Source organism: Pseudomonas sp. (assembly GCF_035554175.1).
In the GTDB taxonomy this organism is placed as follows: Bacteria; Pseudomonadota; Gammaproteobacteria; order Pseudomonadales; family Pseudomonadaceae; genus Aquipseudomonas.
In genome coordinates this window covers 82,381-97,173 of record NZ_DATMIV010000018.1, presented here as the reverse complement: position 1 = coordinate 97,173, position 14,793 = coordinate 82,381, and the positions used below count along the sequence as shown (strand labels likewise).

13 protein-coding genes are annotated in these 14,793 nt (G+C 61.0%); 7 read left to right on the top strand and 6 right to left on the bottom strand.

Going from position 1 to position 14,793, the window contains the following annotated elements; genetic code table 11:
- Nucleotides 1–111: 111 nt before the first annotated feature.
- Entirely contained in the window at nt 112–558 is a 447-nt protein-coding gene (locus VNV36_RS07670) for a response regulator (RefSeq protein ID WP_325717242.1), read from the top strand.
- A 153-nt stretch (nt 559–711) separates the two neighbouring features.
- Here the strand turns inward: VNV36_RS07670 and VNV36_RS07665 are convergent, their stop codons facing one another.
- A complete protein-coding gene (locus tag VNV36_RS07665; RefSeq protein ID WP_325717241.1) occupies nt 712–2,889 on the bottom strand; it encodes a malate synthase G in 2,178 nt (725 codons plus the stop codon).
- A gap of 611 nt (nt 2,890–3,500) precedes the next feature.
- Between VNV36_RS07665 and VNV36_RS07660 the strand changes: the two genes are divergently transcribed.
- On the top strand, nt 3,501–4,019 hold the full coding sequence (locus VNV36_RS07660; RefSeq protein ID WP_325717240.1) for a glycine cleavage system transcriptional repressor: 519 nt from the start codon (nt 3,501–3,503) through the stop codon (nt 4,017–4,019).
- Between the two features lie 223 nt (nt 4,020–4,242).
- Here the strand turns inward: VNV36_RS07660 and rarD are convergent, their stop codons facing one another.
- From rarD to VNV36_RS07635, 5 genes are all read right to left on the bottom strand, one after another.
- Nucleotides 4,243–5,130: an EamA family transporter RarD gene (gene rarD, locus VNV36_RS07655; protein WP_325717239.1), complete on the bottom strand. Its 888-nt coding sequence runs from the start codon at nt 5,128–5,130 to the stop codon at nt 4,243–4,245.
- Between the two features lie 160 nt (nt 5,131–5,290).
- Entirely contained in the window at nt 5,291–6,265 is a 975-nt protein-coding gene (gene srkA / locus VNV36_RS07650; protein WP_325717238.1) for an SrkA family protein kinase, read from the bottom strand.
- Between the two features lie 165 nt (nt 6,266–6,430).
- Nucleotides 6,431–8,332 carry a PhoX family protein gene (locus VNV36_RS07645; RefSeq protein WP_325717237.1) on the bottom strand — a complete coding sequence of 634 codons (1,902 nt, stop codon included), beginning with the start codon at nt 8,330–8,332 and terminating at the stop codon, nt 6,431–6,433.
- 71 nt (nt 8,333–8,403) lie between these two features.
- A complete protein-coding gene (gene modE / locus VNV36_RS07640) occupies nt 8,404–9,168 on the bottom strand; it encodes a molybdenum-dependent transcriptional regulator ModE (protein WP_325717236.1) in 765 nt (254 codons plus the stop codon).
- Nucleotides 9,169–9,263: 95 nt separating this feature from the next.
- Nucleotides 9,264–9,998: a ComFC family protein gene (locus VNV36_RS07635; protein ID WP_325717235.1), complete on the bottom strand. Its 735-nt coding sequence runs from the start codon at nt 9,996–9,998 to the stop codon at nt 9,264–9,266.
- A gap of 90 nt (nt 9,999–10,088) precedes the next feature.
- On the opposite strand from VNV36_RS07635, the gene bioB reads away from it, so the two are divergent.
- The 5 genes from bioB to bioD all read left to right on the top strand — a co-directional run bounded on the left by bioB (nt 10,089) and on the right by bioD (nt 14,695).
- The gene (bioB, locus tag VNV36_RS07630) at nt 10,089–11,144 is read left to right on the top strand and encodes a biotin synthase BioB (protein ID WP_325717234.1); all 1,056 of its coding nucleotides are present in this window, start codon (nt 10,089–10,091) and stop codon (nt 11,142–11,144) included.
- A 169-nt stretch (nt 11,145–11,313) separates the two neighbouring features.
- A complete protein-coding gene (gene bioF, locus VNV36_RS07625; protein WP_325717233.1) occupies nt 11,314–12,492 on the top strand; it encodes an 8-amino-7-oxononanoate synthase in 1,179 nt (392 codons plus the stop codon).
- Entirely contained in the window at nt 12,485–13,216 is a 732-nt protein-coding gene (locus tag VNV36_RS07620) for an alpha/beta fold hydrolase (protein ID WP_325717232.1), read from the top strand. Before bioF ends, VNV36_RS07620 begins: the two co-directional genes overlap by 8 nt.
- Nucleotides 13,209–14,018: a malonyl-ACP O-methyltransferase BioC gene (gene bioC, locus VNV36_RS07615; protein ID WP_325717231.1), complete on the top strand. Its 810-nt coding sequence runs from the start codon at nt 13,209–13,211 to the stop codon at nt 14,016–14,018. Before VNV36_RS07620 ends, bioC begins: the two co-directional genes overlap by 8 nt.
- Complete coding sequence (gene bioD / locus VNV36_RS07610; protein WP_325717230.1) at nt 14,015–14,695, top strand: dethiobiotin synthase; 681 nt, start codon at nt 14,015–14,017, stop codon at nt 14,693–14,695. The genes bioC and bioD overlap by 4 nt, the downstream gene beginning before the upstream one ends.
- The last annotated feature ends 98 nt before the right edge of the window (nt 14,696–14,793 follow it).

Here is a 14,793-nt window from a genome sequence, read left to right as displayed (position 1 = left end):
GAAAAGCTTGTCATAGCCCCTTGGAAAAAAATCCGACGAAGTGCACATTGAAGCGCTGTCCGGTGATGTCTGACGACTTGCCAGAGATTGATTGAACATTTAGAGAGCGCCATGTCCGACCACGATATTCTGAGCGACGCCGAGCGTGAAGCGCTCAGCGCAGTAATGCTCGAACCCGATCTGCCGCCGCAGCGCGTCCTGATCGTCGACGACGACAAGGACGCCCGAGAGCTGCTGTCGGAGATTCTCGCGCTCGACGGCATTCACTGCATGACCGCAGCCAGCGGTGAAACGGCGCTGAAAATGCTTGAGCAGAAGCCTTCGATCGGGCTGGTGATTACCGATCTGCGCATGGGCAATGTCGATGGCCTGGACTTGATCCGGCACGTGCGCGAATCGGTTCGGGCGGCGATGCCGATCATCATCGTGTCGGGCGATGCCGACGTGAAAGACGCGATCGCGGCGATGCATTTGAGCGTGGTGGATTTTCTGCTCAAGCCGATTGATACGGAGAAGCTGCTTGGGCTGGTCAAACACGAATTGGGGATTGAGCCCTGAATATTTGAGGATCAAAAGATCGCAGCTTTCGGCAGCTCCTACAGGTGATCCCACGTAGGAGCTGCCGAAGGCTGCGATCTTTTGACTTTGCGTTTAAAAAAAAGGCCCTGATCTTTCGCTCAGGGCCTTTTTCATTTCAACCATCAACGTACGTTACAGACCATTCGCCGCCTTGAACTCACGACGACGACGGTGCAGTACCGGCTCGGTATAGCCGTTCGGCTGCCTGGTACCTTCGATCACCAGTTCGACCGCCGCCTGGAAGGCGATGTTGCTGTCGAAGTCCGGTGCCAGCGGGCGGTACAGCGGGTCGTTGGCGTTCTGACGGTCGACCACCGGCGCCATGCGCTTGAGGCTTTCCATCACTTGCTCCTCGGTGACGATACCGTGGCGCAGCCAGTTGGCGATGTGCTGGCTGGAAATACGCAGCGTCGCACGATCTTCCATCAGGCCGATGTCGTTGATGTCCGGCACTTTCGAGCAGCCGACGCCCTGGTCGATCCAGCGCACCACGTAACCGAGAATGCCCTGGGCGTTGTTGTCCAGTTCGTTCTTGATCTGCTCCGGCGTCCAGTTCGGGTTCACCGCCAGCGGAATGGTCAGGATGTCGTCCACCGAGGCGCGCGCACGTTTGGCCAGTTCGGCCTGGCGGGCGAACACGTCGACCTTGTGGTAATGCAGTGCATGCAACGCAGCGGCTGTCGGCGATGGCACCCATGCAGTGTTGGCGCCGGCCAGCGGGTGAGCGATTTTCTGTTCGAGCATCGCCGCCATCAGGTCGGGCATCGCCCACATGCCTTTACCGATTTGCGCACGACCCTGCAGGCCGGTGCTCAAACCGATATCGACGTTCCAGTTCTCGTAGGCGCCGATCCACTTCTCGGCCTTCATGTCAGCCTTGCGCACCACCGGGCCGGCTTCCATGGACGTGTGGATTTCGTCGCCGGTGCGGTCGAGGAAACCGGTGTTGATGAACACCACGCGCTCGCTGGCAGCCTTGATGCAGGCCTTGAGGTTGACCGTGGTGCGGCGCTCCTCGTCCATGATCCCGACTTTCAGGGTATTGCGCGGCAGACGCAGCACGTCTTCGATGCGCCCGAACAGCTCGTTGGTGAACGCCGCTTCTTCCGGGCCGTGCATCTTCGGTTTGACGATGTACACCGAACCGGTGCGGGTGTTGCGCCGCGAGGTGTTGCCGTTGAGGTTGTGCATCGCCGCCAGACAAGTGACCAGACCGTCGAGGATGCCTTCCGGGACCTCATTGCCTTGACTGTCGAGGATCGCGTCGATGGTCATCAGATGGCCGACATTGCGCACGAACAACAGTGAACGACCGTGCAGGGTCACTTCACCACCGTTGGGCGCGGTGTAGGTGCGATCCGGGTTCATGGTGCGGGTGAAGGTCTGGCCGCCCTTGGACACGGATTCCGCCAGGTCGCCCTTCATCAGGCCGAGCCAGTTGCGGTAGATCACCACTTTGTCGTCGGCATCGACCGCGGCTACGGAATCTTCGCAGTCCATGATCGTGGTCAGCGCCGCTTCCATGAGGATGTCTTTGACGCCGGCGGCATCGGTCTGGCCGACCGGGGTGCTGGCATCGATCTGGATTTCGAAGTGCAGGCCGTTGTGCTTGAGCAGAATTGCAATCGGCGCAGTGGCGTCGCCCTGGAAACCGATCAGCTGAGCGTCGTCGCGCAGGCCGCTGTTGCTGCCGCCCTTGAGGGTCACGACGAGTTTGCCGTCAGCGATCCTGTAGCCGGTCGAATCGACGTGGGAGCCGGCGGCCAGTGGCGCGGCTTCGTCAAGAAAGGCACGGGCGAAGGCGATGACTTTATCGCCACGTACCTTGTTGTAGCCTTTGCCCTTTTCGGCGCCGCCGTCTTCGCTGATCGCGTCGGTGCCATAGAGGGCGTCGTACAACGAACCCCAGCGAGCGTTCGAGGCATTGAGCGCGAAGCGCGCGTTCATCACCGGCACTACCAGTTGCGGGCCGGCGGTGCGGGCGATTTCATCATCGACGTTTTGCGTCGTGGCCTGGAAATCAGCGGCTTCTGGCAGCAGATAACCGATCTCTTGCAGGAAAGCTTTGTAGGCCACGGCGTCATGCGCCTGGCCGGCATGCTGTTGATGCCAGGCATCGATGCGCGCCTGGAAGTCATCGCGTTTGGCGAGTAGGGCTTTGTTCTTCGGCGCCAGGTCGTGAATGACCTTGTCGGCGCCTTCCCAGAATTGTTCGGCGGTGAGGCCGGTACCGGGAATGGCTTCGTTGTTCACGAAGTCGAACAGGACTTTGGCGACCTGCAGGCCACCGACTTGAACGTGTTCAGTCATTGCTTGCCTCACTCTGCTCAGCTATTTCGCTTTTCAGCTCGTCAATTTAACAATGAAGCTTCTGGCCATTTAAACCACAAACCTGCCGACCAGTACATGCCATTGCTGGCGGCTGGGCCAGGCACCAATCAACGGCTTGGAGGCCTTGCTGACGGGGCTTTCAGGATTGCGAAGGGCCTTGGGCAGACATCGATCCAGCGTTATGTAGTGCGCGCTGCGGCATACTACATGATGAGTTGCGCTTGTGAAAATCAGACTAATTACGTCGTTCTGCGACCTCATGACGCATTGCGGTCACGTCGCGGAACGGGATGTTCTCAAAAAAGCATTGGATTGTTCCAGCTAAATATCAAAAGTTGTACACATAAATATTGCTCAGGCTGCCTTTGGCGCAGCTTCTGGTCGGTGCGCTGTTGTGGCGAGGGAGCTTGCTCCCGCTCGGCTGCGCAGTAGTCGCAAAAATATCAATGACTGCACAAGGGCGTCCTGCGGCCGCCAGCGAGAGCAAGCTCCCTGGCCACAGATTCTGCGCAGCGGCTGGCCCATCTGAATCAATCCTCTTGCCTATACTTGCCCTTCGATAACAAAAGTCATGAACTGAGGGCTGCGCCATGGACCATCTCGTACTCACCGTCTTCGCTCCGGACAAGCCCGGCCAGGTCGAGCGCATTGCCCAATGCATCGCCGAGCACGGCGGCAACTGGCTGGAGAGTCGCATGTCGCGGATGGCCGGGCAGTTCGCCGGGATATTGCGCGTGGGTGTCCCGGCAGAGGCGTACGATGAACTGGTCGATTCTCTACAGGCCCTGTCCGCGCATGGCATCCGCGTACTCATCGCCGAGAGTGGTGTCGAGCAATCCTGCACCTGGAAGCCGATCGCCATGGAGCTGGTCGGCAATGACCGGCCGGGCATCGTCCGGGATATCACGCGGCTGTTGAGCGAGCAGGGCGTGAATCTGGAAAGGCTGGTGACTGAGGTGCGCCCCGCACCGATGAGCAGCGAGTCACTGTTTCACGCCGAGGCGATTCTGGCGGTGCCGCTGACGCTGTCCCTGGATGTGTTGCAGGCGCGCCTTGAAACGCTGGCCGACGATCTGATGGTGGAACTGGTGTTGCGCACAGAGGATTAAACGCCCGAGAGGTTATTCAGGTTTAACGTGCACCTGCCTGTGGATAACCTGTAGAGACAGGGCGCCACGCCACATCGGCCGTGGCTTTGCGGCAATTGTTCAAAAAATCGCCAACTTTCAGTGACTTGCGCACAAACGGCGGGGATCACGCTGTGGATAACCTTGGGAAGGAACGGTACAGGCCACGAGAACCGTGGCCTGTGGAGGTTTGAGCGTTTTTTGATCAGCTGCGCCGACGCAAACTTATCCACGCATCGACGCTGTAAACGGCCAGACCGGCCCAGATAAACATGAAGGCGACCAATGTGCTCGACGACAAATGCTCGCCAAACAGCAGCACGGCTTGCAGCAGCACCAGGGTCGGCGCGATGTATTGCAGAAATCCGATGGTGGTGTAGGGCAGATGGCGTGTGGCGGCGTTGAAACACACCAGCGGCACCAGGGTCACCGGGCCGGCGGCCACCAGCCACCAGGCTTCGGAAGTGGTCCAGAATTGCGGCTGCACGCTGGTGGCAGTCTGGTTGAACAGCAGCCAGGCGATGGCGATCGGCACCAGCATCCAGGTTTCCACCACCAGCCCCGGCAACGCGTTGACCGGTGCCTGTTTACGGATCAAGCCGTAGAAACCGAAGGTCAGCGCCAGCGCCAGCGACACCCACGGCAAACTGCCGACCTGCCACACCTGCTGTGCTACGCCGATCGCGGCCAGCCCGACCGCCAGCCACTGCATGCGCCGCAGTCGCTCGCCGAGAATCACCATGCCCAACAGCACATTGACCAGCGGGTTGATGTAGTAGCCCAGACTGGCCTCGAGCACGCGTCCGTTGTTCACCGACCACACGTAGGTCAGCCAGTTGGCGGCGATCAGCGTGCCGCTCAACGCGAGAATCGCCAGACGCTTGGGATTGTCCAGCAGCTCACGCAGCCAGCCCGGGTGTTTCCACACCATCAGCAACAGCGCCCCGAACAGCGCCGACCACAGCACCCGGTGAATGATGATTTCGACTGCCGGCACTTCGGCGATGGCTTTGAAGTAGATCGGGAACAGGCCCCAGATAATGTAGGCGCTCAGGCCCAGAATGTACCCGCGGCGCGGGTTGGCGGCTTGCATGCAGAATCCTTGCTCAGGCAACTGACAAAGAAGGGATTGTAAGGAGGTTGTATAGATGTGTCGTGTCAGAAAGCAAAAAGATCGCAGCCTTCGGCAGCTCCTACAGGGATATGCATTCCAAAGTAGGAGCTGCCGAAGGCTGCGATCTTTTGATCTTTGATCAGAAGAGTTTCAGCGGTTCTTCATTCAGTGCCGCCAGTTGCTCGCGCAACGCCAACACCTGATCGCCCCAATAACGCTCCGTGCCGAACCACGGAAAACTGTGCGGGAATGCCGGGTCGTCCCAGCGCCGCGCCAGCCAGGCGCTGTAGTGCATCAGGCGCAATGCGCGCAGTGGCTCGATCAGCGCCAGTTCTCGCGGGTCGAAATCGTGAAATTCGTTGTAGCCGTCCATCAGTTCCGACAGCTGTCCAAGACACTCTTGCCGATCGCCGGCAAGCATCATCCAGATGTCCTGCACCGCCGGGCCCATGCGGCAGTCATCGAGGTCGACGATGTGGAACATCTCGTCGCGGCACATCATGTTGCCTGGATGGCAGTCGCCGTGCATGCGGATGTTCCGGTGCGGCGCGGCGGCGTAGACATCCTCGACGCGTTTGAGCAGGTCGCGGGCAACCGACTCGTAAGCCGGCAGCAGACTCTTGGGAATGAAGTTGCCTTCGAGCAGGGTGTTCAGCGAGGCATGGCCGAAGTTCTCCACGGCTAGCGCTTCGCGATGTTCGAACGGCTTGGTACCGCCCACCGCATGCATGCGCCCCAGCAACTGGCCGAGGCGATACAGCTGATCGAGATTGCCCGGCTCCGGCGCACGGCCACCACGGCGCGGGAACAGCGTGAAGCGGAAACTTGCGTGTTCGTGCAGGGTTTCGCCGTTGTGGATCAGCGGCGCCACCACTGGAATGTCGATGTCGGCCAGTTCGAAGGTGAACTGGTGTTCTTCGAGGATGGCTGCGTTGGTCCAGCGCTGCGGACGATAGAACTTGGCGATCAGCGGCTCGGCGTCTTCGATGCCGACCTGATAAACGCGGTTTTCGTAGCTGTTGAGCGCCAGAATGCGCGCATCGCTGAGGAAACCGATGCTTTCGACGGCATCCAGCACGAGATCGGGGGTGAGGGTTTCAAACGGGTGGGCCATGCTGACTCCTGCGCGCAGCAGGCTGCTGCGTCCGGCTCGGCATGGTAGCGCAGATGGCAGGCATTGAGGGGGTTGGTGTCTGGTCGGGCCTCTTCGCGAGCAGGCTCGCTCCCACATTGGAATGCGATCCCCTGTGGGAGCGAGCCTGCTCGCGAAAGCGGTTTATCAGGCGCCGACGATTCCGCCATCCTCTCGGGTGATCGCCATCACCGAAGAGCGCGGCTTGCCATTGGGCAGGTGCTCAGGGAAGGTCGACCCCCCGTTCTCCCCCGGATGCTGAATCCCGACGAACAGGGTTTTCTGATCCGGCGAGAAGCTGATCCCGGTCACTTCGCAACCAATCGGCCCGACCATGAAGCGGCGAATCTCACCGGTCGCAGGGTCGGCGCAGAGCATCTGGTTGTTGCCCATCCCGGCAAAGTCGCCGGCGTTGCTCGAGTCGCCGTCAGTGAGAATCCACAGGCGGCCGGCCTTGTCGAAACCCAGGCCATCCGGGCTGTTGAACATGTTCTGCGGGGTGATGTTGGATGAGCCACCTTTCGGCGTTCCGGCATGCACGCCCGGGTTGCCGGCAACCACGAACAGATCCCAGGCAAAAGTCTTCGAACCGTGATCGTCGCGGTCGGTGCGCCAGCGCAGAATCTGCCCATAGACGTTCTTCTCGCGCGGATTCGGGCCGCCCACCGGTTGCCCGTCTTCGCCGCGTTTGGCGTTGTTGGTCAACGTGCAATAAACCTGGCCGTCCTTGGGGCTGACGACGATCCATTCCGGGCGGTCCATGCGTGTTGCGCCAACCACGCTGGCGGCGAGGCGTGCGTGGATCAGCACTTCGCCCTGATCGGCAAATCCGCTGCTGGCGTCGATGCCGTTCTTGCCGTGGGTCAATTCGATCCACTGGCCCTGACCCCTCGGATGATCGGGGTTGCCGTCGCCGGCATCGAATTTGGCCACGTACAAAGTGCCGTGATCGAGAATGTCGCGATTGGCCTTTTGGTTGCGGTGGTTGATGCGATCGCGGCTGACGAATTTGTAAATGAACTCGCCACGCTCGTCGTCGCCCATGTACACCACGGCGCGACCATCGTCGGTCTCGGCCAGTGCGGCGTTTTCATGTTTGAAGCGGCCCAGCGCAGTGCGTTTGACCGGGGTCGATTGCGGATCGAACGGGTCGATCTCCACCACCCAGCCGTGGCGGTTGAGCTCGTTGGGATTTTTCGCCATGTCGAAGCGCGGGTCGAACGGGTGCCAGTTGATCTCGCGGCTGGCAGCCGTGACGCCATAGCGCTTTTGCGCAGCATCGAATGGCTGTTGAGCGTTGCTGCTGCCGAAGCAGTCGGTGAAGTTCTCTTCACAGGTCAGGTAGGTGCCCCACGGAGTCTTGCCGTTGGCGCAGTTCTGGAAGGTGCCGAGGACTTTCTTGCCGTGCTTGTCGGCGGCGGTTTTCATCAAGTCGTGGCCGCGGGCCGGACCGCTGATGCGCAGCGGCGAGTTGCCGTGGATGCGACGGTTGTAGCGCGAGCCCTGCACGAACTGCCATTGACCGTGCTTGCGCTGCACTTCGATCACCGACACGCCTTCGCAGGCCAGTGCCTTGCGCACGTCTTCGGCCGACTGTGGCATGCCGCCGTGCGGATACAAGTAACGGTAGTTGGTGTATTCGTTGTTGATCGCCATCAACGCACGGTTTTTCTCGCCGGGAAACTCGAACAGGCTCATACCGTCGTTGTTGTCGCCAAACTGCACTTCCTGCGCGGCAGCGGTGCCATTGCCGCTCGGGTCGAAGGCCGGGCCATTCTTGTGCAACGGCTGGCCCCAACTGATCAGCACCGAGGACTTATAACCCTTGGGCAGACTGATGGCGTCGGTGGTCGCCGCCGGGATGCTCTCGAAACCGAGCAAGCGGCTGTTGCCGGCGCTGACGCTGGCGGCCAGGACGCTGCGGCTCAACAGATTGCCGCCGAGGAACATCGCCGCGCCGCACAACGCACCGGCGCTGATGAAGCCGCGACGGCTGAGGCCGACCATTTTTTCCAGGTCAGTGGATTGGTTTTCTTCTAATAGGCTCACATCAGGCTCCCTGCATGGTTTATGGCCAACACCTTAATGCGGGTCGATGACGCTATTGTTGCAGGAGCGACTCAGAGCGGCGTGCCGATCAGCACGTTGGACGGCGCGCATTGCACCTGAACCGGCTTGCCGACACCCAGGTTTTGGCTGCGCAAGTGCAGCGCTTGCGCCAGAGCGCAGAGGGTGTGGCCGTTGAGCAGGGAAATGCGCACTTCGCTGGGACCGTCGTCGGCGTGAAGAATGGCTTCGATGGTGCCGTTGAGAAGATTAAGACCGGGCGTTGCAGGCTGGTCGGTGCCAAGCAGGTCGAGCCAACCGGCCTTGATCAATGCCACGACTTCAGTGCCGGGTTGCAGCTCCAGATGCACGGTGCTGTCGTGGGTGATCTGCGCATCAAGACCAATGCCTTGCGCCAGTTTGAGGCGGATCAGATCGTTGCGACCTTGCGCTTCAATTGCCACAACCGTGCCATGCAGCTGATTGCGCGCACTGGTCCTGAGCATCAGGCGCCCGAGCAGATCGAGATCGCTGGCGTCTTCCGCCGCTTCCAGCACCTGCGCCTGCAATGCCTGCAATTTCTGATACAGGCGCAGCACTCGCTCGCCCTCGCTGGACAATCTGGCGCCACCGCCACCCTTGCCGCCCACCACGCGCTCGACCAAGGGTTTCTGCGCCAGGTTGTTCAGCTCATCAATCGCATCCCACGCCGCCTTGTAACTGAGCCCTGCGCTCTTCGCCGCACGGGTGATCGAACCCTGCTCGGCAATGTGCTGCAACAACGCGATGCGCTGCGGGCGGCGGACGATGTGCTGGGAGAGCAGAGAGGGCAGAGACATATCAGAACGCTTTTGGCTTGGGCGATGAAATGAAAGTTGGCCACTTGCAACGCATGAGTCAAGCCGAACACACAACCTGTAGGAGTGTGTTGAGCTCAGGTGCCGGGTTTTGGCGTACGGGCGAGGCAGTAGACGTCGACCCTTGCCGCGCCCGCATCCATCAACAGGCGGGCCAATGCCCGGGCCGTCGCTCCCGTGGTCAGCACATCATCCACCAATGCCAGATACCGACCTTTGACCTGTGCATCCGCCGCCAGGGTGAAGGCATTGCGTAGATTGCGTTTGCGCGCCTTGGCATCCAGATCCTGCTGCGCATCGGTGTCCTTGATTCGCCGCAGGATCTGCTCTTCACACGGCAAATCCAGCGCAACACTCAACCAGCGCGCGAGCATCGCGGCCTGATTGAAGCCCCGTCGTCGTAGACGTTTATTCGCCAGTGGCACCGGCAACAATACGTCGGGTCGGGGCAGATCTTCCTCGAAGCGATGCTGCAGGTATTGGCCGAGAACGTCGGCGAGCAGGTGACCAAACGGCCATTTCGCGTTGTGTTTAAAGCGGGTAATCAGACTGTCCACCGGGAACCCGTAAACCCAGGGCACGGCGACCTGTTCGAACGCCGGCGGCTCTAGCAGGCACTCGCCGCACGTCAGGCCATTCGCCGGCAACGGCAACGCGCAGGTCTGGCAATGGCTACCGAGCCAAGGCAAATCGGTCTCACAGCCCTCGCAGATTGGCATTTCTGCTGTTGCGGGCTCATCGCACAGCAAACATGTCTGTACGTTTTTTAAACAGATGTAAACCTGTCCCTGGTATCGTGGTTGACAGCGCATCACTCTTCCTTAAATATGCCGAACATCCGTGTAGCGCCTGTGGGTATTCCGTTTCCCCGGCGCCAGCCAAGCATAACCAAGGAATTGCCCATGAGCGCGAGCACCACTGCCACCCTGCGTCACGATTGGTCTCTGGCTGAAGTCAAGGCACTCTTCGTACAGCCATTCAACGACTTGCTGTTCCAGGCGCAAACGGTGCACCGCGCACATTTCAACGCCAACCGCGTGCAGGTTTCGACGCTGTTGTCGATCAAGACCGGCGCCTGTCCGGAAGACTGCAAGTACTGCCCGCAGTCCGGGCACTACAACACTGGCCTGGAAAAAGAAAAACTGATGGAAGTGCAGAAGGTCCTCGAAGAAGCGGCCCGCGCCAAAGCCATCGGTTCGACGCGATTCTGCATGGGCGCGGCGTGGAAACATCCCTCGGCCAAAGACATGCCCTACGTGTTGAAGATGGTTGAAGGTGTGAAGGCCCTGGGCCTGGAAACCTGCATGACCCTCGGGCGTCTCGATCAGGAGCAGACCGAAGCGCTGGCCAAGGCCGGCCTCGATTACTACAACCACAACCTCGACACCTCGCCGGAGTTCTACGGCAGCATCATCACCACCCGCACTTACAGCGAGCGCCTGCAGACGCTGGCCTATGTGCGCGAGTCGGGGATGAAAATCTGCTCCGGCGGCATTCTCGGCATGGGCGAATCGCTCGACGACCGCGCCAACCTGCTGATCCAGTTGGCCAACCTGCCCGAGCATCCGGAATCGGTACCGATCAACATGCTGGTAAAAGTCGCCGGTACGCCGCTGGAAAACGCCGAAGACATTGATCCGTTCGACTTCATCCGCATGCTGGCCGTGGCGCGCATCCTCATGCCGCAATCCCACGTGCGCCTGTCTGCCGGTCGTGAGGCAATGAATGAACAAATGCAGGCTCTGGCGTTTTTCGCTGGCGCTAACTCGATTTTCTACGGCGACAAATTGCTCACCACCGCCAACCCGCAGGCGGACAAGGATATGCAGCTGTTCGCACGCCTCGGTATCCAGCCGGAAGCTCGCGAAGAACATGCCGATGAGGTTCACCAAGCGGCGATCGAGCAGGCGCTGGTGGAGCAGAAGACCAGCGAGCAGTTCTATAACGCTGCGGTGTAAAAACTGCGCGGATTGCTCTGAAGGAATGCAAAACCCCTGTGGGAGCGAGCCTGCTCGCGAAAGCGGTTTGTCCGCCAACATCTATGTTGGATGTGACGCCCATTCGCGAGCAGGCTCGCTCCCACAGGGGGCGGTTCCACTCTGATAACATCATTCGAACGAGGCCTGCATGTCTTTCGATCTCGCCGCACGCCTTGCTGCCCGCCGTGCCGACAACCTCTATCGCCAGCGCCCGCTGCTCGCATCGCCGCAAGGCCCGGAAGTAGTGGTCGACGGTCAGCCGTTGCTCGCGTTTTGCAACAACGACTATCTGGGGCTGGCCAACCACCCGCAGGTGATCGACGCCTGGCGCGCCGGCGCTGAGCGCTGGGGCGTGGGCGGTGGCGCGTCGCATCTGGTCATCGGCCATAGCAGCGCACATCACGCACTGGAAGAAGCACTCGCCGATCTCACAGGACGTCCGCGTGCGCTGTTGTTCACCACCGGCTACATGGCCAACCTCGGCGCGGTTACGGCGCTGGTCGGGCAGGGCGATACGGTGCTCGAAGACCGGCTCAATCACGCTTCCTTGCTGGACGCGGGTCTGTTGTCCGGCGCGCGTTTCAATCGTTATTTGCACAACGACGCCGACAGTTTGGCCAAGCGTCTGGAGAAAGCCACCGGCAATACGCTGGTGGTCACCGACGGCGTGTTCAGCATGGACGGCGACATTGCCAACTTGCCGGCGCTGGCCCGGGAGGCCAAGGCCAAAGGCGCTTGGCTGATGGTCGATGATGCTCATGGCTTTGGCCCATTGGGTGCCAACGGTGGCGGCATTGTCGAGCATTTCGGCTTGAGCCAGGAGGACGTGCCGGTGCTGGTCGGCACCCTTGGCAAAGCCTTCGGCACTGCCGGCGCGTTTGTGGCTGGCAGCGAAGAGTTGATCGAAAGCCTGATTCAGTTTGCTCGCCCGTACATCTACACCACCAGCCAACCACCGGCGCTGGCCTGCGCGACGCTCAAAAGTCTTGAACTGCTGCGCAGCGAACATTGGCGCCGTGAACATTTGCAGGCGCTGGTCCGTCAGTTCCGCAACGGCGCCGAGCAGATCGGGTTGGAGCTGATGGACAGTTTCACGCCGATCCAGCCGATCCTGATCGGCGATGCCGGGCGCGCGGTGCGGTTCTCGCAGATGTTGCGCGAGCGTGGCTTGATGGTCACTGCAATCCGCCCGCCGACCGTTGCGGCGGGCAGCGCTCGACTGCGCGTAACCCTGACTGCCGCGCACAGCGAGGCGCAGGTGCAACGGTTGCTGGAAGGGCTGGCGGATTGTTTCGCCCGATTGTCGTTGGAGCCCGATTATGCGTAATCGCCTGATCCTGCTGCCCGGCTGGGGCCTTGGCGTGTCGCCGATGGAGCCGCTGGCGGCGGCATTGCGTGGCCTCGACCAACATCTGCATGTCGAGATCGAGCCGCTGCCGGAGCTGGATTCCGCTGACCTGCAGGACTGGCTCGATGAACTCGACGCACGCCTTCCTCAAGAGGCGTGGCTGGGGGGCTGGTCGCTGGGCGGCATGCTCGCGTGCGAATTGGCTGCGCGTCGTGACGAGGCTTGCTGCGGCTTGCTGACGCTGGCGAGCAATCCTTCGTTTGTCGCCCATGAGCAATGGCCGGAAGCGATGCCCGGCAAAACATTCGACGGGTTTCTGGCCGGTTGCCAGGCCGACCCGCAGATAACGCTCAAACGCTTCGCTTTGTTGTGCGCGCAAGGTTCGCCAGACCCCCGTGGCTTGTCGCGCTTGCTGCTGGGGGGCGCACCGACAACCGCACCAGCAATGCTGATGGGGGGGCTGGAACTGCTTGCGCAGCTGGACACGCGCCAGGCGTTGCAGGCGTTTCGCGGCCCGCAGTTTCATCTGTTCGGCGGGCTGGACGCGCTGGTCCCGGCGGAAGCGGCGGGCGCGTTGTTTGCGCTGCTGCCGGATATCGAAATTGGTCTGATCGAACAGGCCAGCCACGCTTTTTTGCTGGAAGACCCGCACGGAGTAGCGGGCGCGATCCAGGCATTTCTACATGAGTGCGCTGATGACTGATCTGTCTCTTGTGCTGCCTCAAGGCTTGCCCGACAAGCGCCAGGTGGCGGCGTCTTTTTCTCGCGCGGCGGCCAGTTACGACAGCGTCGCCGAGTTGCAGCGCGATGTCGGTACACAGCTGCTTCAGCGCTTGCCTGCGGGTTGGACGCCGCCGCGCTGGCTCGATCTCGGTTGTGGTACCGGCTACTTCACCCGAGCGCTGGCTTCACGTTTTGCCGAGGCCCAGGGTTTGGCACTGGATATTGCTGAAGGCATGCTCAGTCACGCACGGCCGTTGGGTGGTGCAGAGCATTTCATTGCCGGTGATGCCGAGCGGCTGCCGCTGAAAGACGCGACCTGCAATCTGATCTTCTCCAGCCTGGCGGTGCAATGGTGTGCGGACTTCGACGCGGTGCTGCGCGAGGCCTTTCGCGTGCTGAAACCGGGAGGGATTTTTGCGTTTGCTAGTCTGTGTACAGGGACGTTGTTCGAGTTGCGTGAGAGCTGGCGGCAGGTCGACGGGCTGGTGCACGTCAATCGCTTTCGCGAATTCGCCCGCTACGAACAGTTATGTGCCGGCAGTGGCTTGCGCACGCTGAGTCTGGACAATCAGCCGCATGTGCTGCACTACCCGGATGTGCGCAGCCTGACCCATGAGTTGAAGGCGCTGGGTGCACACAATCTGAATCCCGGACGGCCGGGCGGTTTGACTGGGCGGGCACGGATTCTCGCGCTGATCGACGCTTATGAGCGGTTCCGTCAGGCGTCGGGACTGCCGGCAACCTATCAGGTGGTGTACGCCGTGTTGGAGAAACCCCTATGAGCGCAGCCTATTTCATCACCGGCACCGATACCGATGTCGGCAAGACCACCGTCGCTGCCGGATTGCTGCACGCGGCACGGTCGGCAGGCTGGAGCACGGCGGCGGGCAAACCGGTGGCGTCAGGATGCGATGTCACGCCCAAGGGGTTGCGCAACTCCGATGCCTTGGCGCTGCTGACCGAGTGTTCGTTGCCGCTGACTTATCAACAGGTCAATCCGGTGGCATTCGAACCAGCCATCGCTCCGCATCTGGCGGCGCGCGAGGCGGGTGTGGCGCTGACGGTGCAATCGTTGCTGGCGCCGATGCGCGCGATTCTGGCCATGAACGCCGATTTCACTTTGATCGAAGGGGCAGGGGGCTGGCGAGTGCCGTTGGCGGATCAGGACAATCTGTCGGATTTGGCGATTGCGCTGAAGCTGCCGGTGATTCTGGTGGTGGGCGTAAGGCTGGGCTGCATCAGTCATGCGTTGCTGACGGCCGAAGCGATTGCCCGCGATGGTCTGCAATTGGCGGGGTGGGTGGCGAATATCATCGATCCGAAGACCTCGCGGCTGGAGGAAAATCTCGCGACCCTGGCCGAGCGCATTCCGGCACCGTGCCTTGGGCGCGTGCCCAAACTCAAGACGCCGAGTGCTGAATCGGTGGCCGAGCATTTGCAACTGGACTTGCTCGACTAAGCTTTTCCCTATGGACAGGCACTGTGCCATTAGTGTTTTTGACGGGTGTTTTTCCGGCGCGTCTGCTTCAATGACGGCCATTGATCCTTTGCAGGGAT